Here is a 23,464-nt window from a genome sequence, read left to right as displayed (position 1 = left end):
CTTTTGCCTTTGGTGACGCGGGATGGAGCAGCCCGGTAGCTCGTCAGGCTCATAACCTGAAGGTCGCAGGTTCAAATCCTGCTCCCGCAACCAACGGCATAAAACTGCTAACGCCGCCCTTCGGGGCGGCGTTGTCGTTTGTAGCATAACTCGCCAGATCCAATGGCATCAGAATCTGCACCCCACCGCCATCAGCATGGTGCGCCACCGGTCCAACAAGCGATCAGTCGTAAGCGGGGCCTGAGGGCCGCCTTGCGCGGTGTCCCTTCGCCGGGATGATTGCTGCTCTTTGAGCGAGGTGGAGGGTGTCGGACGATCGAGAATTCAGCAACCGAACGGAGGAATTAGCTAAGTTCGGCCAATGATCAGACAGGTTTAAATTCCTTTGTCGCCATCCGACGCGTTCAGAGGAGGCGAGCGGCGGGTCTACTTCCGCCGCTCACCGGTTCTCAAGCCGCATCGACCAGGACGATCTCGCTGTCCTCGATCGCAGTGACGCGTATCACATCGACTTCGGAGATTGCCACGCCATCGCGCGCTTCGATCCGAACATCGTCCAGCCGGATCGCGCCAGTCGCAGGCACCATATAGCCTTTACGATCTTTACCGATTTTATATTCGGCGCTTTCCCCAGCCTTCAATGTTGCCGCGACGATGCGTGCGTCGGTGCGAATGGGAAGAGCGTCGTTGTCGTCCTCGTAACCTGATGCCAGCGTTACGAAGTGGCCGGAGCGCTCACCCCTTGGGAAGGGCTTCGCACCCCAGCTTGGTGCTTCGCCGTCGCGCGTCGGGACGATCCAGATCTGAAAAATCTTCGTGGTCACATCCTCCAGATTATATTCGGAGTGGCGCACGCCGGTGCCAGCGCTCATCACCTGGACATCACCAGCCTCAGTGCGCCCCTTGTTGCCCAGGCTGTCCTCATGCGTGATCGCGCCTTCGCGGACATAGGTAATGATCTCCATGTCGCGGTGGGGATGCGGTGGAAAGCCGGTATGCGGGGCGATCGTATCGTCGTTCCACACACGAAGGTTGCCCCAGTTCATGCGAGCCGGGTCGTGATATCCGCCAAACGAGAAGTGATGCTTGGCATCGAGCCAGCCGTGATTGGCACTGCCAAGGTCTGCGAAGGGGCGAAGTTCGATCATCTCATATCTCCTGTCGAAACAGCGTTTCGCTGTCGTTGGAGATGGTTTACGCCTTGCGATCCGTCCTGATCAGAGGGATAAAGCAGGCCATTTCGTTCGAGGAAATAGAATAGTGAATACACCCGGCACGCCCACGTTCGACCAGCTCCGGATATTCCTGACCATCATCGACACGGGCAGCTTTGCTTCTGCGGGTCGCAAGCTCAACCGTGCGGTGTCGGTCATCAGCTATGGCATCGCCAACCTTGAGGCGCAGCTTGGCCTCACACTGTTCGAGCGGGAGGGGACGCGAAAGCCTAAATTGACAGTGGCGGGGCGCGCGCTTCTCGCCGAAGCCCGCAGCATATCGCACGGCTTCGACGGTCTGCGCGCCAAAGTGAAGGGTCTGCTTGACGGATTGGAGGCGGAGGTGGACCTGGCTGTTGACGTCATGCTGCCGTCCGAACGGCTTGGCGGGGTGCTGCGCGATTTCTCCACCGAATTCCCAACTGTCCAGTTGCGTCTGCACGTAGAAGCCCTGGGCGCTATCACCGCGATGGTGCTGGACCGGGCCGCCGCGATCGGGATTTCCGGGCCGTTGGCTGCCGGAGTGGAAGGTGTCGAGTGCATCGCCGCCGGGTCGGTGCCGATGGTGCCGGTCGCGGCCCCCGACCATCCGCTGGGGCGCATGGAGCGCATCCCGCCGGGCGCCGGCCGCGACTATACGCAGCTGGTGCTGACGGATCGATCTCGCTTTACCGAGGGGCAGGATTTTTCGGTAATGAGTCCCAAGACCTGGCGCCTCGCCGATCTGGGCGCGAAGCACGCCTTGCTCCGGGAAGGGATCGGTTGGGGGAACATGCCCCTGCCGATGATCGAACCGGACCTCGTTGCTGGAACCCTGGTGCGGCTAGTCATGCCTGATCATCTTGGCGGAACATATCGTTTCGCTGGCGTCTGGCGACGCGATACCCCGCCGGGACCGGCGGCCTCATGGCTGCTCGATCAGTTCGTCGCGCTTGGCCAGGATGACCGCGAATTGGAAGGCATGGGTGATGTCTGATCGTTCTCATCAAAGCGTAGGGGGCGGCATGAGGGCGGGGCGGCTAGAGGCCTTCACCGACGGCGTGGTGGCGATCATCATCACCATCATGGTGCTGGAGTTGAAGGTCCCGCATGACGGGACGCTGGCGGCGCTGTCGGACAGCGTGCCGATCCTGCTCGCCTACGTCCTGTCCTTCATCAATGTAGGACTTTACTGGAACAACCATCACCATCTGCTCCAGGCGACCGAGCGGATCGACGGCAAGGTGCTGTGGTCGAACCTGTTCCTGCTCTTCTGGCTGTCACTTGTGCCATTTGTCATACGGTGGCTCGATGCGAGCGGCTTTTCGGCGATGGCGACGGCATCCTATGGCGTCGTACTGGGGATGGCCGCCATCGGCTATACGCTCACGGAACGGTCAATCATCGCGTGCAATGGCCGGCAATCGGCGCTGGCGCAGGCGATCGGTCGCGACTGGAAGGGCAAGATCAGCCTCGGCCTCTACGCCGTCGCCGTACCAACCGCGTTCGTCGCCCGCCCGATGGCGATCATCTTCTATGTCGTGGTGCTGTTATTCTGGATCGCGCCCGATCGCCGGATCGAGCGCGCCCTGCGCGACTAAAGCGGCCTGGAAGCGGCCGGGTGCAGGGTGCAAGCCAGCGTCCCGACAAAGATCAGCGCACCGGCAAGGATGAGAGGCAGCACAAGCCCGCCATGCGTCACGAGATAGGCACCGATGGCCGCGCCCAGGCAGATAGCAGCCACGCTGCCGATACGCCGTGCCCAATTGGGGTTCGTGCCGCCCGCCAGGCTGGAATCGGCGGCGAGTCCGGTGATGGTAAGGGTCAGGACCGTGGTGGTGAGGTCGGGAACCTTCATCTGCCGGATGGTCGCGTTGCGAAAGCCCATCGCGAGGCCAGTCAAAGCGATGATGATATAGACGCTGGAGCCGGGCGACTGGGCGGTTACGTCGAAGCCGACTGCGACGCCAGCCGCAATCCAGAGGAGAATGGCTTCCACCGATGCCGCAACGATAAGCCAGCGGCGCAACGGTGATTCCGCATGATGCTTGCCGACGCGACCGGCGACCAGGGCACCGATCATGAAGAAGGCAATCGCGACCACATAAGGCGCGACCTTGAAACCGGGGGCACCACTGGCAGCGAAGCCCAGGAATACGATGTTGCCTGTCATGTTCGCAGTGAACACCTTGCCCAGGCCCAGTACCGAAATGGCGTCGACCAGACCGGTCGTGACTGACAGGAGCAGAAGAAGCCAGGGGAGCGGCGATGAGGCAGGCTTGGCAATGGGCATGATGGTCTCCGGCAGAGGTCGATGAATTGTGGGTAGCCTGCTCAACGTCATCTATGCAGTGGAATAAGACCAGCCGCCTTGTTCGATAAATTCGAAAAGTCAGGCGTCAGAAGCGGAAATTGCTCTCCAGACCCAGCATCGTGATGGTTCTACCCGGCCCTGTTTCGCGGATGAAGGCACCGGGCGCAAAGGCGGACAGGGACGTCGACAGTTCCCATTCGGGCGTGGCTTGCCAGGCGACCGTCACCTCTGCCTCCTTGCCGATAAAGCGCTCGCTGCTGTCACCCGCCGCCCTGACCAGATTCCCGGGGATATCGTAAACGCCGTCAGCCCTGCTGTATCGCCAATAGGCCATGGCGGCGAGGCTGAACGACACCCGTTCGCTCAGTGCACCGCTGAGGCGAGGATTGACGCTGACGATGTTCGTCGGCCCGACCGGCGAGAGTTCGCCAAAATATTTGCCCTTGGGGAAGAGCGCATTGAAGGTGCCAAGCCTGCCGTCGCCCGGCTTGCCGTCGCCGCTGACGATATTGAACCGCAGGGTGGCGTCCGGGGCGAGCGGAAGCGTGGGAAAGCTGCGGCCGACCTCCGTGCCGACTGTCCATGCCGCGATTTTCTGCCTCTCAAAATGACCGAACTGCGCCACGCCCTCGACATTCCAGTGCCAGTCGCCACGGGTCCCGTGCGATCGCAGGCCGATGCTGTGCCGAACCTCATACCCGGTTTGGCCGCCGAAACGTGCAACATGGTTGCGATAGCCCAGATAATAGATGTCCAGCTCCGGCAGTGCCGCATAAACCCCCCACAGCGCCTTGGCATCGGAAGTGGCATCGTCGAAGCTGCGGGGGCCGGGCTGGACCGGCTTCATTGCCAGCAGGCTCACCCTGGCACCACAAAAGGCGACATCCGCCCGTGCACCATCAAAGGCCAGCGGGACGTTGGGACCGTAGCGCGTCCCGACAAGCCGCTCGGTGCCGAGAGACAGCATTTGCCGTCCCGCGCGCAGGTTGACCGGGCCGAGGTCGACCTCCGCGAACCCCTGTAGCAGATCGGCGCGGGTCTGATCGACGGGACCGGCGGAAGGGGATACGCCGACCGCATAGGCCAGGATGGGCTGCACGAAAGCGCGGGCCTTCCCCACGTGGAGATCGGCATAGGGCAAGACGCGCAGCCACAAATAGCTGTCGTCCGGCGGAGCCGCCCCGCCCCACAGGTTGTTCCTGTAGCTCTCACTGCGGGTGCGCAGTTCGATGCCGGTGGTGACCCAGCTGTCATCGCTTAACGCAATATATTTGAACTGGCCGGTCCAGTGATGTGCGCGCTTCTGCGCATCGGCAAGATCGGACCAGTCCTCGTCATAACGTGTGATACTGAGCGTCGGTGCCTGCCAAGCCTCGCGCTGCTGGGCGCTGGCAGGTGCCGACACGACTCCTGCCAGCAGTCCCGCCGCCGCGAGCGACCTAAGCACGGCGACGCGCCCGTTCGGCGACAAGTGCCACCAGCACAAAGCCGCCGATCAGGCCCACATGCTCGAAAAAAGCATTGGTCGCCATGAAGCGCTCCTGCCCTGCAGACATGGTCCAGAAGGCATTGGCGGTGAACGCGGCAAACAGAGTGAACACACCCAACATGCCCGCACCCAGCCAAACGAGGCGGCCAGTCAGAATCAGGAGTGGGCCGACAATCTCTATGCCGATGGTCAGCGCCGCCCAGAAATAGGGCGGGTTCATGCCGAAATGCGCCTGCTCGGCGACCGCCGCGGGCCAATCAGTCAGCTTGACGATGCCCCCCAGCAGATAAGCACCGACCAGCGCCAGCCGCGCAAGGAACCATGTGCCAGGCCAGTCGAGGATCGCGTCGACGAAGCGTGGTTCGGAACGCGTCATGGCTTCATCGTCGCGTGGATTTCGGCAATGTAGCCGCCGGGGAAGCGGACGATCGCGGCCTGACGGTCGTTCTCAGCATGCGCTGGGACGAGGGTCTCGACACCGGCAGCAGCAGCCTTGGCGAGCGTCGCGGGCAGATCAGCCACTTCGTAACCGGTCATGTCGCGGCCATAAGGCCAGGGCAGCTGACCGTTCGATACGAGGGCAATGCGGTTCATGTCTGTATCTCCGGTAGAGTGGTTTCAGGAGTTCGATGAGGCTGCGGGCACGTTCTAACCGGCCCAGAACCCTTGATCGATCCGAATAAAATCAGAGGGAGCGTTCCAGATTATCGAACATGAGGATGATGCCCCCTCCCGCTGGAAAAAGGCCGTCGTCGTGATCAAACGGCCCAGCAGCCGCAGCCCATGACGCCCCAGAAGCTTTGGACGTCGGCAGCCGGTACGTTCGCGCCCAGCGCTGCCGCATGGTCATGGCCATGGACATTGCAGGAGGACGCGCAGCCGCAAGCCGACGCCATTGTCTTCGCCGACTCGTCGCGGCGCCAGTGGCCGCCGAACGTTGCGACCGGCGACCAGTCGGGCATCGCCTTGGGAGCCTGGGGCGCGATCGGACCGAAAGCGCCCTCGCCATAAACGATCTTGCCACCCAGCACGGTCAACACCGAACGAAGATGTGCGATCTCGCTCTCGGGCACGCTGAAATAATCGTCGGACAGAAGCGCCAGGTCGGCCAGCTGGCCAGCCTTGATCTGCCCCTTCTTGCCGACCTCGTTCGAGAACCAGCTATTTTTCTCTGTCCACAGACGCAGAGCCGTCTCGCGGTCGAGCCGGTTACGTGTCGGATAGAGCGTCAAGCCGCCTACGGTTTTTGACGTGACCAGCCAGCTGAGCGAGACCCAGGGATTGTAGCTGGCGACGCGGGTGGCGTCGGTGCCTGCGCCTACGGGCACACCGGCATCCATCATTTTCTTGATAGGCGGCGTCGCCTCGGCAGCCTTGGCGCCGTAGCGTTCGACGAAATATTCGCCCTGGAACGCCATGCGGTGCTGGACTGCGATGCCGCCGCCCAGCGCGGCGATGCGGTCGATGTTGCGCTCGCTGATCGTCTCGGCATGGTCGAAGAACCAGTTGAGACCTTGGAGCGGGATGTCCTTATTCACCTTCTCGAACACGTCGAGCGCGCGGCTGATCGTCTGGTCATAGGTGGCGTGCAGTCGCCAGGGCCAACGACGCTCGGCCAGCAGACGGATGACGGGTTCGAGGTCGCCCTCCATCTCCGGCGACATGTCGGGACGAGCAACGCGGAAATCCTCGAAGTCGGCGGCCGAATAGACCAGCATCTCGCCAGCACCATTGTGGCGATAGCTGTCGTCGCCGTCGCCCGGCTTAATCTGCGTGGACCAGCTGGCGAAGTCCTTCAGCTCCTCCTTCGGCTTCTGCGTGAACAGATTGTAGGCAATACGCAGCGTCAACTCGCCGTCCTTGTGCAGCTTGTCGATGACCTCATAATCGTCCGGATAATTTTGCGATCCGCCGCCTGCGTCGATGACGCTCGTGACGCCAAGGCTGTTCAGTTCACGCATGAAATGTTTCGTGGAATTGAGCTGATAGTCCTGCGGCAGCTTCGGACCCTTCGCCAGCGTCGAATAGAGGATCGTCGCATTGGGCTGGGCCAGCAACAGTCCCGTGGGGTTGCCCTGAGCATCGCGGACGATCTCGCCGCCCGGTGGATTGGGCGTGTCCTTCGTATAGCCCACGGCTCGCAGCGCGGCGGCGTTGAGTAGCGCACGATCGTAAAGGTGGAGAATGAAAACAGGCGTATCGGGCGCCGCGGCGTTGATTTCTGCGATGGTGGGCAGGTGCTTTTCCGCGAACTGATGTTCGGTGAAGCCGCCGACCACGCGTACCCATTGCGGCGGCGGCGTATTTTCGGCCTGCCGCTTCAGCATCGCCATGGCTTCGGAAAGAGAGGGCACCCCCTCCCAGCGCAGCTCCATATTATAATTTAGGCCGCCACGAATGACGTGGATATGGCTGTCGATCAGGCCGGGGATCAAGCGGCGACCGCCAGCGTCGATGACCCGCGCGTTGGGCGCGGCGGCGGCGCGAACCTCCTGCTCTGAACCGACGGCGAGAAACTTGCCGTCGCGAATCGCGACTGCCTGCGCCTGCGGATTCTCACGGTCCAATGTCGTGACTTTGGCGTTGGTGAGGATCAGGTCGTTCTGGGTCATGGCGAAGCTTTCCGTGGTGGCGATGAGAGCGGTGGTGGCAGCAGCGCTGCCAAGCAGTTGGCGGCGGTTCATCATGCGTCGCGCTTTCCGTGCGTCGGCAGTTTGCCCAGCACATGGTTCACGCAATCCTGCCGCACGAACCTGTTCAATTCAGAGAGGCTTGCGACGCGCTGCACGACCGGAATAATCTGTTCGCCGAGCAGGATGCCAGCCAGTCCGATCAGGGCAATGACCGGCGGTGCGGGGGAACGGACGCCCATCAAGCTGTAGACGATGCCGACGATCAAGCCAGCGCCGAGGGAGAGGATGTAGGGTTTCATGGCCATGCTCCTGCGTTGCCTGGGTCAGGCCTGGATGAAACCGAGGATGTCGGCGTTGAGCACGTCGGCGTTCACCGTCAACATGCCGTGCGAATAGCCCTCATACACCTTGAGCATGGCATTGTGCAGCAGCTCTGCCTGAAGGACGCCGGCGTTCTTATACGGAACGACCTGATCGTCGTCGCCATGCAGCACCAGGGTCGGCACGATGATCGCCTTCAGATCGTCGGTCTGGTCGGTTTCGGAAAAAGCCTTGATGCCTTCATACTGGGCGAGCGCGCTGCCCATCATGCCCTGCCGCCACCAATTGTCGACCATGGCAGGCTTCACCTCTGCGCCCTCCCGGTTGAAGCCGTAGAATGGTCCGCTCGCCACGTCGCGGAAGAACTCCGAGCGGTTGGCGGCGAGGCCAGCGCGCAGACCGTCGAACAGCTCCATGGGCAGGCCACCCGGGTAGCGTTCGGTCTTGAGCATGATTGGCGGCACCGCGCTGACCAGCACAGCCTTGGCGACCCGGCCTTGCGGCTGGCCATGGCGGGCGACATAGGCCGCAACTTCGCCGCCGCCGGTGGAATGGCCGATGTGAATGGCGTCGCGCAGATCGAGATGCTCGGCAACCGCGGCAGCGTCAGCAGCATAGTGATCCATGTCATGACCGACATCGACTTGCGCCGAGCGACCGTGACCGCGACGGTCATGGGCGACGACGCGATAGCCCTTGCCCAGGAAGAACAGCATTTGCGCGTCCCAGTCATCGGAAGACAGCGGCCAGCCGTGGTGGAACATGATCGGCTGCGCGTCCTTGGCACCCCAGTCCTTGTAGAAGATGTCGACGCCGTCCTGGGTGGTGACGAAGCTGGTCATGGCGAGATCCTTATGCGGGAATAGGGGAAGTATCGGCGACCGGGCGCGCAGGTGGAGAGGTGCGCCCGGTCGCCACGTGGCCGGAGCTTAGTGCGCGCCCTCCGAAGCGTTGAACATGGTCTTGGCATAGGTGATGCCCAGGCCATAGGCACCGCCCCACTTCTTCGCGAAGCCGGTCGTCATGTCGTAAGTCTCGGTCCGCGCCCAGTCGCGCTGCAGCTCAAGGAGGTATTGCAGCGAGGTCATCGGCTTGGCGCCCAGCTGGATCATACGCTCGACGGCGCGCTCATGTGCTTCTTCAGAGATATCGCCGCAGGCGTCGGTGATGAAGTAGACGTCAAAGCCCTGATCGACGGCGGATGCTACAGGGCCGACGATGCACACCGAGGTCCAGAGACCGGCAAAGATGATGCGCTCCTTGCCGATGCGGTTCACCTCGTCGATGACGGCGGCGTCCTCCCAGGTGTTCATCGAGGTGCGGTCGAGCAGCGGCTGGCCTGGGAAGGCGTCGGTAATCTCGCTGAACATCGGGCCGGAGAAGCTGTCGGCGGCGACCGTGGTGAGGATGGTGGAAACCTTGAAGCCGGCAGCTGCATTGGCGACCAGTGCGGCGTTGTTGCGGAGCAACTCTGTGGAGATCGACTTGGTGGCAAAGGCCATCTGCGACTGGAAATCGATCATGATGAGAGTGTGGTCCTCGGCGGAGATCAGGGATTTGCCGGGGGTCGGGGTCGCTTTGATGGTCATGTCGGTCTCCAACTGAATTTCGTACACTCGGTTCGTCCGGTGCGATTGGAGGGTTAGACGGGATGATTGCTTTGACGCAGTCGTATAATTTCCAGGCCCATGTTCGAAATTGTTGAAATGCGGACATTCACGATGTGTGGTGACGTGTGATCCCGTCAGGGGCCCTAAGCTTCGCAATGCAGGAGGAGGTCAAACCAGCGATCAGGATCACAAGCTGAATGACGTCAGGCTTTCTGCTGCGAGGTGACGTCTCAGGCTGGCTATGAACTGGCGCACTTTAGGGGGAACGAACCGCACGCTCGGGTAGATTGCCCAGATCTTGCGTGGCTCGGGTGCCCCTTCCGCCATGGGAAGCGCTTCGAGTCGACCTGCCTGCAAGTCTTCGCGGGCCGCCCAGTCCGACAGCAGAGCGATACCCATGCCGTGGAGCGCCGCCTGGTGCAAAGCTTCCACAGAGTTTGCTGAAAATGCACCGTGGATCGGCTGCCGCGCTTCTTTCGATCCAAAACGCCAATGGGTTGTGCCTGATTGAACGAGGCATTGATGGTCGACAAGTTGATCGATCGTGAGCGGGCGCCCCTTGCGATCGAGGTAGGCAGGTGCGGCATAAAGTTGACGTGGATTTTCCGCCAGAGCCTGCGCGATCAGCGTGCTGTCCTGCAGCAGCCCGATCCTGATGGCGCAGTCGATCCCCTGACTCACAATGTCGACCAATCCGTCGTGGAGGATAAGGTCGACCCGAAGACCCGGCTGCTGCTCCAGAAGTTGCCCGATGAAGGGCGTGAGGATCTTGCGCCCGAACGGCACCGAGGCCGTTACTCGCAGCGTTCCCGAAACCGCGTCCGCTGCGGGTCTCAGCGCCAGGCGCAGGGATTGCTCCCCTTCCACCAGCATTTGGGCATGGGGAAGCAATGCTTCGCCCTCGCCGGTCAGCGATAGGGTGCGGGTCGTCCGGTGGACAAGTCGGACGCCCAAATCCGCTTCGAGTGCAGCCAGCCTGCGCGACGCCGTCATGGCCGGGATGTTCAGGCGTCGCGCCGCACCCGCGAGACTGCCCGCCCCGACGGCTTCGACAAAAATAGCGAGGTCTGACAGGTTCAGCATAACCATTATCGTTATAGCGGCCGACCACGTTCAGCAACTACCGCGAACAATGTAGATGCGCCTACTTGATGCCGTTGCCCTCAACGGAGCTTCCTGATGAAAATCCCATCGATATTAGAAAGAGCCCCAGTGGCTGTGTCACCAAATCGCGGCGCTCGCGTGCAGCCGGTGCTGTCGGCAACTCTCACGCTGGCCATGTCGATTGCCGCAGGGGTCGCCGTTGCCAACATCTACTATAATCAGCCGATGCTGGGCATCATGGAGCAGGACCTGCCCGGTCCGATCACCGGGCTGATCCCGACTGCCACCCAGCTAGGCTACGCCGCCGGTCTGTTTCTTCTCGTTCCGATCGGGGACCTGTTCGAGCGCAAGCGCCTGATCGTCATCCAGTTTTTTGCGCTGGCCCTGACTTTGGTAGCAGCGGCGGTCGCGCCAAGTGCATGGATGCTGCTCCTGGCGTCGCTCGCCATGGGTGCGATGGCTACAGTGGCTCAGCAAGTGGTCCCTCTGGCCGCCCACCTCGCGACGCCCGAACGGCGCGGCGCCACTGTCGGCGTCGTCATGGCCGGGCTGCTGTGCGGAATTCTGCTCAGCCGTACTTTGGCAGGCTTTGTGGCGACGCACGCTGGTTGGCGTCAGATGTTCTGGCTGGGCGCGCCCATGGCCTTGGGTGCCGGCTTGCTTATGGCCTGGCGTCTACCCCCCAGCAAGCCTGACGCGAAGATGCGCTATGGCCAGTTGCTGAAATCCATGGTCACGCTGTGGATGGAATTTCCCGCTCTACGCCTTGCGTCGATCACGCAAGGACTATTGTTCGGGGCCTTCACCGTCTTCTGGACGATCCTGGCTTTCCATCTGCAAGAGCCCCAATTCGGACTCGGAGCCGATGCTGCTGGTCTGTTCGGCGTCGTTGGCGCTGTTGGCATTCTGGCGGCGCCAGTCGCGGGACGGATAGCGGACAAATACGGTCCCCAGCGAGTTATCATTCTTGCGACAGTGTTGACCCTGGCATCCTGGGTCGTTTTCGGCCTCTGGTTATCGCTCGCAGGCCTTATCTCCGGTGTGATCCTGCTCGACTTCGCCGTGCAGAGCGCACTCGTTTCAAATCAACACATCGTCTACGCTCTTCGCCCGGAAGCACGGGGCCGCCTCAATACCATTTTCATGGTGTCGATGTTTCTGGGCGGCTCAATCGGCTCCGCCGCCGCGATGGCTGTCTGGGCGACAGATGGATGGATCGGTGTGGTCGTGCTCGGCAGCGCGCTAGCCGTGGTCGCTTCTGTTCTTCAAATCCGTGACGTGGCTAGCGGAGGATAGTCAGGCACAGTGGCGCGCTAATTTGGAGAGGCGGCGCGTTGTCCGTCAATGGCTGCAATGTCCCAGAGCCTACGAGCATCGTGGATCGATGGCTTCATCAGCAATGTCCGCTTCCACGCGAACGATAAGTGCAATCGAGCGGCAAGAAGTGGGCGCGTAGCCGACCCTATTTAAGTATTAGCTCCTCGCAGTTGAGGGGAGCCAGTCGGCGTTAAATCTCTGTTCCTTCTGCCAAGGTCATGGGGACCTCCACATCCACTCCGAGATATCTAACCCCTGCTCACTATCTTCTTATGGCCAAGCAGGACCTAATCAGCATGCGCCTGCGCATAGGTGCGCATTGCGTCTCGCTGCTTCGCAGAAGCGAGGGTGGGCCAAAGGGTGGACTGGATTTAAGCGTTACCCCTAAGGGGTTGAATTTACGCTACAAAATCAAGGATTTGGTGCCCAGAAGAGGACTCGAACCTCCACGACCTTGCGATCGCCAGCACCTGAAGCTGGTGCGTCTACCAATTCCGCCATCTGGGCACGGGGTAGGACGGCGCGATTAGCCGTTGGTCTTTACCCTGTCAATCGCGCATGCCGTTATTTTTCTTCTGCTTTGGATTTCGTTGCGGCTGCCTCTAAGACAGGGCGGACATCGCCCCTCACTGCCGTGGAGAGCCCCATGGATTTGACAGCCAGCCCGCCATCCTTTTTCGCACGCCCCGAAGGCGGTCGGCTCGCCTATCGCCACCGCGCGGGTGCCGGGCCTACGCTTGTCTTTCTGCCCGGCTACATGTCCGACATGGAAGGCGGCAAGGCTATCGCTCTGGACGCGTGGGCGGGCGAAGCGGGCCGGGCGATGCTGCGGCTCGATTATGGCGGCAATGGCGCGAGTGAAGGACGGTTCGAGGATGGCACGCTCGCGACCTGGCGGGACGATGCGCTGCAACTGATCGACGCGCTGGTGCAGGGGCCGGTGGTGCTGGTCGGATCGTCCATGGGGGGATGGCTGGCGCTGCTCATCGCGCTTGCCCGACCTGACAAGGTGGTGGGGCTGGTGGGCATAGCCGCCGCGCCGGACTTCACCGACTGGGGCTTTACCGACGCCGACAAGGCGCTGCTGGCGACGGAAGGGCGCATTGTCGAGCCGACGCCCTATGGCGATCAACCCTATGTCACGACGCTGGCCTTTTGGGAGTCCGGGCAGGCGCTGCGCCTGTTGGGCGGAGAGATCGCCATTTCCTGCCCGGTCCGCCTGCTCCAGGGGCAGGAAGATCGCGACGTTCCCTGGCAAACGGCGCTCCGTATCGCCCAGCGGCTACGTTCATCGGATGTGCAGACGCTGCTGGTTAAGGATGGCGACCATCGCCTTTCCCGCGACGCGGACATCGCTTTGTTGATCCGCACCGTCGCCAGCCTTTTGGACAGTTTCTGATGGCTTTCCTTCTGCCCCTGCTGCTGCTGACGCCGCAAGCCTATGATCCTGAGGTTGAGGCGGTGATGACCCGGCGGCGCAAGGAAGCGGCGATCGCCCGCTCTGCGTCGCCGCCGCCACGGCCTGCGACCGCTGCTGACGGGCGCATCCCCGTACCGGAAAAATTCGCCAAGCCGTTTCAGGCCTGTCTCGACCAGGCCGTCGATTCTGCTGAACAGGCAATCGCCTTTGCCCAACAGTGGAGGCTGGACGGCGGCAGCTTCTACGCGCGTCACTGCCTGGGCTTCGCCTATGCGCGGGCGGAACGATGGGCTCCCGCGATTGTCGCCTTTGAACAGGCGGCGGAGGAGGCGGAGCGTAGCGGCGAAATGGCGCAAAGCGCCCGACTATGGGCGCAGGCGGGCAATGCGGCGCTGGCGGCTGGCGACGCGGCAAAGGCGCGGGCAAGCTTTGACGCTGCACTGGCACGCGGATTGCCCGACGGTATCGAAAAGGGCGAAGTTCATCTGGATCGCGCCCGCGCTCTGGTGGCGCTGGGCGATGTGGCAAGTGCGCGCGAGTCTTTGGATATCGCGACGGAGCAGGCCGCGCAGGACCCTCTCGCCTGGCTTTTGTCGGCGACCTTGGCGCGTCGCACCGGTGAAATGAGGCTGGCGCAGGCCCATATCGCACGTGCGGTCCAACTATCGCCCGATGACGCGTCCGTGGCGTTGGAGGAAGGCAATATCGCCATCCTCACCGATCATGAGGATGTCGCGAAATCCGCCTGGGAACGCGCGGTGAAGATTGCTCCGGCGTCCCCGGCGGGGAAAGCGGCAGCCGACAGCCTGGCGCGACTGGCGGCCCAGCCCAAAGGCTGAATCGGACGCGGCGGGTTCGCTCCGGGGAACCTTGGCCACGCCCTCCCGTTGGCCCATCACATGGCAATCGGGAAAGGACATTCGAAATGCAAAGCAATCGAGGAAAGCTCGCCGTCATCGGCCTGCTGATGATGGGCGCGGTGTCGCTTGGTGCCTGCTCGCATGGGGCGACGCGCGGAGGGCTGATCGGCGGCGCTGGTGGCGCGGCTGTGGGCGCTGTCACCGGGCTTGGCACGGTGGAGGGTGCTGTGGTCGGCGGCACTGCCGGGGCCATCATTGGCGATGATGATTGATATTCCGTCACCCGAAGTGATGAGGAACGTCATCGCTTCGGGTGGCGACCTTAGTTCAGGTAGAAATCGACGGTCGTGACGACGCGCACCTTCTTATAGGGGGTGTCGCTGGCTCCATCGGTTTCGCCGTCGCGCGCGTCTATGGAAAAATAGCCCTGGGTCGCGCTCTTGATGCCGCCGACGCTCGCGCCGCTGTCCCGCGCAAATTGCTCGGCGGCGGCGCGCGCGTCCTTGGTCGCGGCGGCGACCATGGGCGGCTTGACGTCGTTCAGCTTGGTGAAGCTGTAGCGCATGCCCGACCCTTCCTGCAGCGTGACGCCGCGCCGGACGAGGTCGAACTGCTGGGCGACCGCGCGCTGGGCCTTGGCGATGTCGTTGGTGCGTAACAACATCCTTTGCGTGATGGTGATCGTGTTGACGCCATTGTTGATATATTGATTGACCCCCGCGCCGGTGGGGGCAAGCGCTTGCACCGGGAAGCCCAGCCCGGCGAAATAAGCCTTCAATTCCTTGGTATTATTATCGATTTCGGCCCGCACCGTGGGCAGGTCAAACCCGGTGGCGGAATAGCTGATCGACCATGTGGCAAGGTCGGCGGTGACGTCGCGTTCCGCCAGGCCGCGGACCGTGACTGAACGGTCGGCGGCCTTGGCGCGCTTCAAACCGTCGCCCAGCAGATAGCCGCCGCTCACCATCCCGCCAGCCAGCAGTCCGGCGCAGCCGAGCAGCACCTTGTCACGCAAGTCCAAGCCCATGTCCGTCTCCTCTTCCTTCGAGGCCCATGCCACCCTATCTTGAAGGCATCCCTGACAGGTCTGAGATGAACCGTTGCTGGATGGCGACGAACGGAGCAAAGATTTGACCAAATATCTCCACACGATGATCCGCGTGACCGATGTCGACCGGACGGTCGCCTTCTTCAACCTGCTGGGGTTGGAGGAACAGCGGCGGATCGATAACGACCAGGGGCGCTTCACCTTGGTTTTCCTCGCCGCGCCGGGTGATGAGGATGCGCAGGTTGAACTCACCTACAACTGGCCAGCCACGGATGGCAGCACCCCCGAACGCTATGAGGGCGGGCGCAATTTCGGCCATCTGGCCTACCGCGTCGATAATATTTACGATGTTTGTCAGCGGCTGATGGATGCGGGCGTCACGATCAACCGACCGCCGCGCGATGGGCACATGGCCTTTGTCCGCACGCCCGATAATATTTCGATCGAACTGTTGCAGGACGGCTATCTCGATCCCGCCGAACCCTGGGCGTCCATGCCCAATAGCGGAGAGTGGTAGGCCATGCTGGAGGTCGTCCGCATCCCGGTGCTCAATGACAATTATGTCTGGCTGATGCACGATCATGCGGGCGGCGACACGGTGGTCATCGATCCCGCCGTGGCCGATCCGGTGCTGCAGGAAGCGGCGGAACGTGGCTGGACCATCAGCCAGATCTGGAACACCCATTGGCACCCCGACCATGTCGGCGGCAATGCAGCGATCAAGGCGGCGACAGGTTGCGCCATCACCGGCCCTGCGAGCGAGGCGGCGAAGATCGGGACGCTTGACCGGCTGGTGGGGGAAGGGGACAGCGTCCGCATCGGCGATCATGTCGCCACGGTCATGGAAGTGCCAGCCCACACCGCCGGCCATATCGCCTATCATCTGTCGGCGGAGCATCTGCTGTTCGCGGGCGACACACTGTTCGCCATGGGCTGTGGCCGCTTGTTCGAAGGCACTCCCGCCCAGATGTTCGCCAATATGCAGCGTTTCGCCGCCTTGCCGGATGACACGCTGGTCTATTGCGCGCATGAATATACGCAGGCCAATGGTCGCTTTGCGATGACGGTGGAGCCGGAAAACCAAGCGCTTGCCGATCGCATGACGAAGGTCGACGCCGCCCGCCACCGGGGCGAAGCGACAGTGCCGACCACCATCGGGCAGGAGCGGGCGACCAACATCTTCCTGCGCGCTGCCGATGTCGAACAATTGGCTGAGCGCCGCGCGGCCAAGGATACCGCCTGACGGTCATGCGTTGAAAGGATGTCGCTCCCCAGGAGCGACCTGCAGGAGAATGGCCATGCGTGGATGGATGTTACTGGCCCCCGCGATGCTTGCCGGTTGCGCGGGCAGTGCCGAGCCGCCGCAACTGACCGAAAGGCAGGCGGCAAGGCTGGAAAAGGCGCTGGCAGGCAAGGTCCCCGGTGAACCGGTAAGCTGCATTCCGCGCCATCCCCAGGCCAGCCTGACCGCGATCAGCGGCAGCGTGCTGCTTTACCGGGTCAGCGGTCGGCTGATCTATCGCAACGACCTGATCGGAAGCTGCCCCGGCCTCGCCCGTGGCGACACTCTGGTGGTAAGGCCGTTGGGATCACAATATTGCCGGGGCGACATGGCCCGCAGCGCGGACCTGACGGTTGGCATGGTCACCGGCGCATGCGCGCTGGGGTCTTTCACCCCCTATCGAACGCCGGGCCGCTGAGTAACCGGGGCCGCGCCCTGGTAAAGCGCATCCAGCCGATCCTGATAGCGCGCACGAATGACATGGCGCCGGATCTTCATCGACGGGGTCATTTCTTCATTGGCGATGGTGAACGGCTCATCGGCTACAATCACGCGCCTTACCCGTTCCGTGACCGACAGGTCGGCGTTCACCCGTTCGACGGCTGCTCGCAGGGCTGATTGATATGCGGGGTCGGCATCGGCGCTGTCCGGCTCCTGCCCCCGCGCCGCCGCCCATTCGCGTGTCCATTCGGCATCCGGCACGATCAGCCCGACCAGATGCGGCCTACGATCGCCATAGACCATCGCCTGCCCGATTTCCGGCTGGAGCGTCAGCATGCCTTCGACTTTCTGCGGCGATACATTGTCGCCCTTGTCATTGACGATCAGGTCCTTTTTCCGGTCGGTGATGCGGATGCGTCCGCGCTCGTCAAACTCGCCAATGTCGCCGGTATGCAGCCAGCCGCCCTTCAGCGCCCGCTCGCTATCCGCTTCGTTGCGCCAATATCCGTGCATGACCAGTTCGCCGCGCACCAATATTTCGCCATCGGCGGCGATCCGCACCTCCACCCCGTCCAGCGGCGGCCCGACCGTATCCATGCTGATACCCGCGCGCGGCCGGTTGCAACTGATCACCGGCCCGGCCTCGGTCTGCCCATATCCCTGCAACAAGGTCAGGCCCATGGCGTCGAAGAACAGGCCGACATCGGGATTGAGCGGCGCGCCGCCCGACACCAGCGCCTTCATCCGGCCACCGAAGCGGGCGGCAATCTTGGGCTTCAGCGTGCGCGCCAGCAGCGCCTTCATCGGCACGTCGGCAATCGATTTGCGGCCTTGCTGCTCCTTCGCGGCGATCCGCAGCGCCTGCCCCATCAGCCAGGTGGGGAATTTGCCCTGTTTTTCCACGGATTTCATGATCCGGGTCCGCAACACCTCGAACAGGCGCGGGACGACGACCATGATCGTGGGCCGCGCTTCCTCGATATTGCTGGCCAGCTTTTCCAGCCCTTCGGCATAGTAGATCTGCCCCGCCAGCATGATCGGCAGGAACTGGCCGCCGCTATGTTCATAGGCGTGCGACAGCGGCAGGAACGACAGGAAAACCTCGTCCCCCCAGCCGAAATCCTCCACGACCAGCCTGCCTGCGCCTTCGATATTGCACAGGATCGCGCCGTGATGCTGCATCACCCCGCGCGGCGCGCCGCCGGTGCCGCTGGTATAGATGATGCAGGCCAGGTCCGCCCGCCCCGCCGTCTGTTCAGCCGCGCAGGCGTCGGGGTCGGCGATGTGGGCTGCGATCAGGTCGCTCCACAGATGGCAGGAAATGTCACCCTGTCCGGCCCGCAATGGCTCCATGCCGATCACGAAACTCGCCCGCGACCGCAGCACTGCGGGCATCAATGCCTGGGCCAGCTTCGCGGTAGAAACGATCACCGCCCGTGCGCCGCTGTCGGTCAGGATATGTTGATGATCCCGCGTCGTGTTGGTGGTGTAGGTCGGCACGGTCACGCATCCCGCCGCCATGATGGCAAGGTCGGCGATGCAGAATTCCGGGCGGTTCTCGCTCACCAGCATGACGGGGTCGCCCGGTTTCAGGCCCCGCGCCCTTAATGCGGTGGCCAGCGAAGCGACCTGATGCGCGACCTCGGTCCAGTTGAGCGACTGCCAGCGACCATCGACCTTGCGCCACAGAAAGGGCAGGTCGCCCTTTTCCTTCGCCCGCGCGAAGAACATTGTCACCAGATTGGGGAACCGTTCGATCGCCTGCAAGCCTGCCTCCTGGACCCGGCGCGCCCGCGTCGCGCCATTTTGGGGGCAGGCTATAACGGCGCGGTGCCGTAACGGCCAATCGAATTTTCGGCCCGGCCCTGTCAGCCGACGAACCCTGTCAGCCGAACAGGCCGTCCTGCGTCCCTGCGGGCGGGTTGAGCCCCAGATGCTTCCATCCCGGACCATTCAGGCAACGGCCCCGTGCGGTGCGAGCGATAAGGCCCAGCTGGATCAGATAGGGTTCGATGACTTCCTCGACCGTGTCGCGCGGCTCGGACAGGCCCGCCGCCAGCGTCTCCACCCCCACCGGGCCGCCACGATAAATATCGGCGATCATCATCAGGTAGCGCCGGTCCATCAGGTCCAGCCCCAGCTGGTCAACCTCCAGGCGGCTGAGCGACGCATCAGCCACCTTGGCGTCCACCGCTTGCGCGCCTGCGACATTGGCAAAGTCGCGGACGCGCCGCAGCAGCCGTCCGGCGATGCGCGGCGTGCCCCGCGAACGGCGCGCAATTTCGACCGCACCGTCGGGCGTGATCACCAGGTTCAGCAATCGCGCCGCGCGGCGAACCACCAGCTCCAGCTCATCGACCGTATAAAATTGCAGCCGCACCGGAATGCCAAAACGGTCGCGCAGGGGCGTTGTCAGCAATCCTTGCCGCGTCGTCGCGCCGACCAGCGTGAAATGCGGCAGGTCGATGCGCACGGAACGGGCAGACGGCCCTTCGCCGATCATCAGGTCCAGCGCCCGATCCTCCATCGCTGGATACAGCACCTCTTCCACCGCCGGGTTCAGGCGATGGATTTCGTCCACGAACAGCACGTCGCCTTCGTCCAGATTGGTGAGCAGCGCGGCCAGGTCGCCTGACTTGGCGATGACCGGCCCCGATGTCGCGCGAAATCCTACGCCCATTTCCTTGGCAACAATCTGCGCCAGCGTCGTCTTGCCCAGGCCCGGCGGCCCAAAGAACAGCACATGGTCCAGCGCCTCGCCGCGCGCCTTCGCTGCCTCGATAAACACGCGCAAATTGCCGCGCGCCGCTTCCTGCCCGATAAATTCGCCTAACGATTTGGGCCGCAGCGCCGCATCCACATCTTCGACGCGGCGGGTGGAGGCGATCAGCCTGTCCTCGCTCATTTCGACGCCTTGCGCAGCGCCAGCCGGACCAGCGCATCAAGGGTCGCGCCATCACCCAGTTCTTCTTCCGCTGCTGCAACGGCGCTGCTGGCCTCCGCCGGACGGAAGCCCAGATTCTGAAGCGCCGAAATGGCGTCCGCGCCATGGCCGTTGATCAGGGACGGCGCGATACCGCCGCTCGCCAGCGCACCACTGGCACCCGGCGCTGCGCCGATCTTGTCCTTCAATTCATTGACGATACGCAGGGCCAGCTTCGGGCCGACGCCGTTCGCTCGCGCCACCATCGCCTTGTCGCCGGTTGCCACGGATCGATGCAGCTCCGCCGGTTCCAGCGCCGACAGGATCGCCAGCGCCACCCGCGATCCCACGCCCTGTATGCCCACCAGCAGGCGGAACCAGTCGCGTTCCTCCCCGCGTGCGAATCCGATCAGGCGCACCGAATCGTCGGATACCAGCATTTCGGTATGCACTGTCACCGCTTCGCCGACCGGACCCAGCGCGGCGAGCGTGCGCGACGATGCGCCGACCAGATAGCCGACGCCGCCCACATCGATGATGGCATGGTCGGTGCCGGTGCTGTCCAGCCGCCCCTTGAGTTTAGCGATCATGCCCCTTGCCCTTTGGTCATGGTCTGTTCTTTACATCGTCTTGGGCCTCGCGCCAGCTAAAAGCGTGCGATGTGGTGGTGGCATCCGTCCAGCTGCCGCGCCGGGATTGGTGACGACCGTTCTTTAAGCGGTGGGCGAGGGGGCGGGGCGGTCCTGTCCTTCACCGCTTGCTTACCATTTTCGCTCATAAGTCGCCGTCATGCGAAAGACAGCCGATCCCTGCCCGCCTTCCGCCGTCGGTCATGGCGTCGGTCTTGTCGGCCTCCTTGGCCTTGGCGTCTGGACGCTGGTGGCGCGCCGTTACGGGATGGACGGCCCCTATGCGGGCTTTGCCGCCGTCGTCGCCTGCGGCCTGCCGATGGTGTTGTGGTCGCTGCTGGTGGACAAGGTGCATCGCAACGCATCGACGGGCATCGACTGGCGCGGGCCTGCGCGTCCATGGCGAGAGGTGATCGATATCAGCCTCGTCAAGATCGCCGGGCTGTGGGCGACATGGCTGGCCATCGCCATCTTCTATTGCGTCGCGCGCTGGTACTGGAGCGGCAACTACCGCTTTTCCATGGACCTGTTCATGGCCGCCGCGCCATGGTTGCTCGCCTTTTCCATCCCCTATGTGCTGTGGATCGACCGGCGGTTGGTCGATCCGAAGGACGCGTCCTACGCGTTCGGCCAATGGGTCATCGGTGGCGCGGCGGGCAGGCCCGACCGGGAACAGGTCGCCAATCACGCCCGCGCCTGGATGGTCAAGGGCTTCTTCCTCGCCTTCATGCTGTCGATCGTGCCCGGCAATTTCGCGAGCGTCGTCGATTGGCGCATCGATCACGCCTTTGCCAACCCGGTGAACCTGACCGCCTTCCTGATCGCCGTCATGTTCATGATCGACGTCTGTATGGCGACAGTGGGCTATCTGCTGACCTGCAAGCCGCTGGATTCGCATATCCGGTCCGCCAATCCCGCGCTGGGCGGATGGGTGGCGGCGCTGATCTGCTATCCGCCCTTCGTCCTGATGGGGGCGGGCGGCCCGCTCGATTATCATGCGGGCGGCGGGGAATGGGATATGTGGACGCAGGGGCACACGACCATTCAATGGCTGCTGGGCGGCTGGCTGGTGCTGCTGACCGCTATCTATGCCTGGGCGACGGTGGCTTTTGGCATCCGCTTTTCCAACCTGACGCATCGCGGCATATTGACGCATGGGCCATATCGCTGGACCCGGCATCCCGCCTATCTGTCGAAAAATCTGTTCTGGTGGTTTTCCGCCCTGCCATTCCTGACCCTGTCGGGCAGCCTGACCGACATGGTCCGCAACTGCGCGATGCTGGCTGTAACCAATGCCGTCTATTATTGGCGCGCCCGGACGGAAGAGGCGCATCTGTCGACCGATCCCGCCTATCGCGCCTATAGCGAATGGATGGCGCGCAACGCGCCGGTCCCCCGCCTGTTCGCCTGGATTACCGGGCGCAAGTCGGCTGGCGGGCCGGAACTACAGCCCGCCGAATAGGGGCGCGTGGATCAATAGCTTTCCTCGGCATATACCCGGCCAAGGTCGCCCGCCCATTCGCCATGATAGCGTTCCAGCAGCCGTTCGGCATGGGTGACCCCTGATGCGGCGATGTCGTCCAGCGGTGCCAGATATCCGGCCTCATCCCGGCCAGCATCGTCCATCCGCGCCCGCGCCTTCAGCCCGCCTCTCGCAATTTCCAGCACTTGACCGGCAATGTCGCGCAGCGTTCGCCCGCCCGGCAGCGGAGCGTTCAGAGCCAGACGCGGCGCAGCGTCCCGCAATGCCTGCCGATCCGCCATGGACCAGTCCTTGACCAGATCCCACGCCGCGTCGAGCGCACCCTGATCGTAAAGCAGTCCGACCCAAAAGGCAGGCAGCGCCGTGATCCGGTCCGCCGGGCCGCCATCCGCCCCGCGCATTTCCAGAAAGCTTTTCAACCGCACCTCAGGGAAGGCGGTGGACAGATGGTCCTCCCAATCCTTTTCGGTCGGTTTCTCGCCCGGCAGGACGGACAGCCGCCCGTCCAGGAAGTCGCGAAAGCTCAGCCCTGCCGCATCGATATAACGGCCCTCGCGGTAGACGAAATACATCGGCACATCGAGCGCATAGTCGGCGTAGCGTTCATAGCCAAAGCCATCCTCGAACACGAACGGCAACATGCCGGTGCGCGCGGGGTCGGTGTCCGACCAGATATGGCTGCGATAAGACAAAAAGCCGTTGGGCTTGCCTTCGGTAAAGGGGGAATTGGCGAACAGCGCGGTCGCCAGCGGTTGTAGCGCCAGACTGACGCGGAACTTCTGCACCATGTCCGCTTCGCTGCCGTAATCGAGATTGGTCTGGATGGTGCAGGTGCGCAGCATCATGTCCAGGCCCAGCGATCCGACGCGCGGCATATGGCGCAGCATGATGTCGTATCGGCCTTTGGGCATGATCGGCAACTCGTCGCGGCGCTTGTCGGGCCACATGCCAAGGCCAAGGAAGCCCAGTCCCAGCATTTCGCCGACATATCGGACCTGTTCCAGATGCCGCTGCGTCTCGCCAAAGGTCTGGTGCAGATTTTCCAGCGGCGCGCCTGACAGCTCCAGCTGTCCCGCCGGTTCCAGGCTGACCGTGCCGTCGGGACCGGACAAGGCGATGATGTTCTCGCCCTCGAACACCGGGCTCCAGCCATAGCGGGTCAGGCCGATCAGCAGGGTGTGGATGCCCCCGCTCTCTCCATAGGATGGGGCATGATGATCGGTCCTGGCATAGACGAACTTTTCATGTTCGGTCCCGATGCGCCAACGATCCTTGGGTTTTTCCCCCTTGGCGAAGGCGGCGAGCAACTGGTCGCGGCTCTCGATGACGGGATCATTTTCCCCTGAGTCTGTTCTGGTGCTCATGCCACGCCTTAGCCTGTCCCCCTTGCGCGTCAA

Annotated in this window: 24 protein-coding genes, 2 tRNA genes and 1 pseudogene; 11 read left to right on the top strand and 16 right to left on the bottom strand. The window is 63.0% G+C overall.

What is annotated here, in order from left to right:
* Positions 1-16 precede the first annotated feature (16 nt).
* Positions 17-93, top strand: a tRNA-Met gene (locus FHS54_RS13480).
* Between the two features lie 356 nt (positions 94-449).
* Here the strand turns inward: FHS54_RS13480 and FHS54_RS13475 are convergent.
* Positions 450-1,148, bottom strand: coding sequence for a pirin family protein (locus FHS54_RS13475; RefSeq protein ID WP_167304321.1), 699 nt, complete (start codon positions 1,146-1,148; stop codon positions 450-452).
* A 112-nt stretch (positions 1,149-1,260) separates the two neighbouring features.
* Here FHS54_RS13475 and FHS54_RS13470 point away from each other — a divergent pair, with 112 nt between their 5' ends.
* Positions 1,261-2,190: a LysR substrate-binding domain-containing protein gene (locus FHS54_RS13470; RefSeq protein ID WP_167304319.1), complete on the top strand. Its 930-nt coding sequence runs from the start codon at positions 1,261-1,263 to the stop codon at positions 2,188-2,190.
* Entirely contained in the window at positions 2,183-2,794 is a 612-nt protein-coding gene (locus tag FHS54_RS13465; RefSeq protein WP_243855753.1) for a TMEM175 family protein, read from the top strand. The genes FHS54_RS13470 and FHS54_RS13465 overlap by 8 nt, the downstream gene beginning before the upstream one ends.
* Here FHS54_RS13465 and FHS54_RS13460 read toward each other — a convergent pair.
* The 9 genes and pseudogenes from FHS54_RS13460 to FHS54_RS13420 form a co-directional block, all read right to left on the bottom strand.
* Positions 2,791-3,486: a YoaK family protein gene (locus FHS54_RS13460; RefSeq protein ID WP_167304317.1), complete on the bottom strand. Its 696-nt coding sequence runs from the start codon at positions 3,484-3,486 to the stop codon at positions 2,791-2,793. The genes FHS54_RS13465 and FHS54_RS13460 overlap by 4 nt on opposite strands.
* A 106-nt stretch (positions 3,487-3,592) precedes the next feature.
* Positions 3,593-4,954 (bottom strand): alginate export family protein, encoded by a 1,362-nt coding sequence (locus tag FHS54_RS13455; protein WP_167304315.1) that lies wholly within the window; start codon positions 4,952-4,954, stop codon positions 3,593-3,595.
* On the bottom strand, positions 4,947-5,372 hold the full coding sequence (locus FHS54_RS13450) for a DoxX family protein (RefSeq protein ID WP_167304313.1): 426 nt from the start codon (positions 5,370-5,372) through the stop codon (positions 4,947-4,949). The genes FHS54_RS13455 and FHS54_RS13450 overlap by 8 nt, the downstream gene beginning before the upstream one ends.
* Positions 5,369-5,575: pseudogene (locus FHS54_RS13445) on the bottom strand (glyoxalase); the annotation flags it as partial. The gene FHS54_RS13450 and the pseudogene FHS54_RS13445, both read right to left, overlap by 4 nt.
* Positions 5,576-5,754: 179 nt before the next feature.
* Entirely contained in the window at positions 5,755-7,683 is a 1,929-nt protein-coding gene (locus FHS54_RS13440; protein WP_167304311.1) for an amidohydrolase, read from the bottom strand.
* A complete protein-coding gene (locus FHS54_RS13435) occupies positions 7,680-7,928 on the bottom strand; it encodes a XapX domain-containing protein (protein WP_167304309.1) in 249 nt (82 codons plus the stop codon). Before FHS54_RS13435 ends, FHS54_RS13440 begins: the two co-directional genes overlap by 4 nt.
* 24 nt (positions 7,929-7,952) lie before the next feature.
* Complete coding sequence (locus FHS54_RS13430) at positions 7,953-8,792, bottom strand: alpha/beta fold hydrolase (RefSeq protein ID WP_167304307.1); 840 nt, start codon at positions 8,790-8,792, stop codon at positions 7,953-7,955.
* Positions 8,793-8,879: 87 nt separating this feature from the next.
* Entirely contained in the window at positions 8,880-9,539 is a 660-nt protein-coding gene (locus FHS54_RS13425) for an isochorismatase family protein (protein ID WP_167304305.1), read from the bottom strand.
* 207 nt (positions 9,540-9,746) lie between these two features.
* Positions 9,747-10,643 (bottom strand): LysR family transcriptional regulator, encoded by an 897-nt coding sequence (locus FHS54_RS13420; RefSeq protein ID WP_208404899.1) that lies wholly within the window; start codon positions 10,641-10,643, stop codon positions 9,747-9,749.
* Positions 10,644-10,838: 195 nt separating this feature from the next.
* Between FHS54_RS13420 and FHS54_RS13415 the strand changes: the two genes are divergently transcribed.
* Positions 10,839-11,960 carry an MFS transporter gene (locus FHS54_RS13415; protein ID WP_208405002.1) on the top strand — a complete coding sequence of 374 codons (1,122 nt, stop codon included), beginning with the start codon at positions 10,839-10,841 and terminating at the stop codon, positions 11,958-11,960.
* A 441-nt stretch (positions 11,961-12,401) separates the two neighbouring features.
* Here the strand turns inward: FHS54_RS13415 and FHS54_RS13410 are convergent.
* A tRNA-Leu gene (locus tag FHS54_RS13410) sits at positions 12,402-12,488 on the bottom strand.
* A gap of 139 nt (positions 12,489-12,627) precedes the next feature.
* Here FHS54_RS13410 and FHS54_RS13405 point away from each other — a divergent pair.
* From FHS54_RS13405 to FHS54_RS13395, 3 genes are all read left to right on the top strand, one after another.
* Positions 12,628-13,380 (top strand): alpha/beta fold hydrolase, encoded by a 753-nt coding sequence (locus FHS54_RS13405; protein WP_167304301.1) that lies wholly within the window; start codon positions 12,628-12,630, stop codon positions 13,378-13,380.
* The gene (locus tag FHS54_RS13400) at positions 13,380-14,240 is read left to right on the top strand and encodes a tetratricopeptide repeat protein (protein ID WP_167304299.1); all 861 of its coding nucleotides are present in this window, start codon (positions 13,380-13,382) and stop codon (positions 14,238-14,240) included. The genes FHS54_RS13405 and FHS54_RS13400 overlap by 1 nt, the downstream gene beginning before the upstream one ends.
* Before the next feature lie 86 nt (positions 14,241-14,326).
* Entirely contained in the window at positions 14,327-14,533 is a 207-nt protein-coding gene (locus FHS54_RS13395; protein WP_167304297.1) for a hypothetical protein, read from the top strand.
* 50 nt (positions 14,534-14,583) lie between these two features.
* Here the strand turns inward: FHS54_RS13395 and FHS54_RS13390 are convergent, their stop codons facing one another.
* Positions 14,584-15,288 (bottom strand): SIMPL domain-containing protein, encoded by a 705-nt coding sequence (locus tag FHS54_RS13390; protein WP_167304295.1) that lies wholly within the window; start codon positions 15,286-15,288, stop codon positions 14,584-14,586.
* A 103-nt stretch (positions 15,289-15,391) separates the two neighbouring features.
* On the opposite strand from FHS54_RS13390, the gene FHS54_RS13385 reads away from it, so the two are divergent.
* From FHS54_RS13385 to FHS54_RS13375, 3 genes are read left to right on the top strand one after another with little or no spacing between them, the layout of a single operon-like run.
* Positions 15,392-15,826, top strand: a complete 435-nt coding sequence (locus tag FHS54_RS13385; protein WP_167304293.1) for a VOC family protein — start codon at positions 15,392-15,394, stop codon at positions 15,824-15,826.
* 3 nt (positions 15,827-15,829) lie between these two features.
* On the top strand, positions 15,830-16,552 hold the full coding sequence (gene gloB / locus FHS54_RS13380; protein ID WP_167304291.1) for a hydroxyacylglutathione hydrolase: 723 nt from the start codon (positions 15,830-15,832) through the stop codon (positions 16,550-16,552).
* 55 nt (positions 16,553-16,607) lie between these two features.
* A complete protein-coding gene (locus FHS54_RS13375; RefSeq protein ID WP_167304289.1) occupies positions 16,608-17,009 on the top strand; it encodes a hypothetical protein in 402 nt (133 codons plus the stop codon).
* Here the strand turns inward: FHS54_RS13375 and FHS54_RS13370 are convergent.
* The 3 genes from FHS54_RS13370 to ruvA form a co-directional block, all read right to left on the bottom strand.
* Positions 16,988-18,763 (bottom strand): AMP-dependent synthetase/ligase, encoded by a 1,776-nt coding sequence (locus FHS54_RS13370; protein WP_167304502.1) that lies wholly within the window; start codon positions 18,761-18,763, stop codon positions 16,988-16,990. The two genes, FHS54_RS13375 and FHS54_RS13370, sit on opposite strands and share 22 nt — an antisense overlap.
* Positions 18,764-18,917: 154 nt before the next feature.
* On the bottom strand, positions 18,918-19,937 hold the full coding sequence (gene ruvB, locus FHS54_RS13365; RefSeq protein WP_167304287.1) for a Holliday junction branch migration DNA helicase RuvB: 1,020 nt from the start codon (positions 19,935-19,937) through the stop codon (positions 18,918-18,920).
* On the bottom strand, positions 19,934-20,545 hold the full coding sequence (ruvA, locus tag FHS54_RS13360; protein ID WP_167304285.1) for a Holliday junction branch migration protein RuvA: 612 nt from the start codon (positions 20,543-20,545) through the stop codon (positions 19,934-19,936). The genes ruvB and ruvA overlap by 4 nt, the downstream gene beginning before the upstream one ends.
* A gap of 199 nt (positions 20,546-20,744) precedes the next feature.
* Between ruvA and FHS54_RS13355 the strand changes: the two genes are divergently transcribed.
* A complete protein-coding gene (locus FHS54_RS13355) occupies positions 20,745-22,046 on the top strand; it encodes a methyltransferase family protein (protein WP_167304283.1) in 1,302 nt (433 codons plus the stop codon).
* An 11-nt stretch (positions 22,047-22,057) separates the two neighbouring features.
* Here FHS54_RS13355 and FHS54_RS13350 read toward each other — a convergent pair whose 3' ends face one another.
* Entirely contained in the window at positions 22,058-23,431 is a 1,374-nt protein-coding gene (locus tag FHS54_RS13350; protein ID WP_167304281.1) for a glutamate--cysteine ligase, read from the bottom strand.
* Positions 23,432-23,464: the final 33 nt, after the last annotated feature.

The organism is Sphingobium vermicomposti (assembly GCF_011762025.1).
Classification (GTDB): Bacteria; Pseudomonadota; Alphaproteobacteria; order Sphingomonadales; family Sphingomonadaceae; genus Sphingobium; species Sphingobium vermicomposti.
This window is presented reverse-complemented; position numbering and strand designations above follow the sequence as displayed.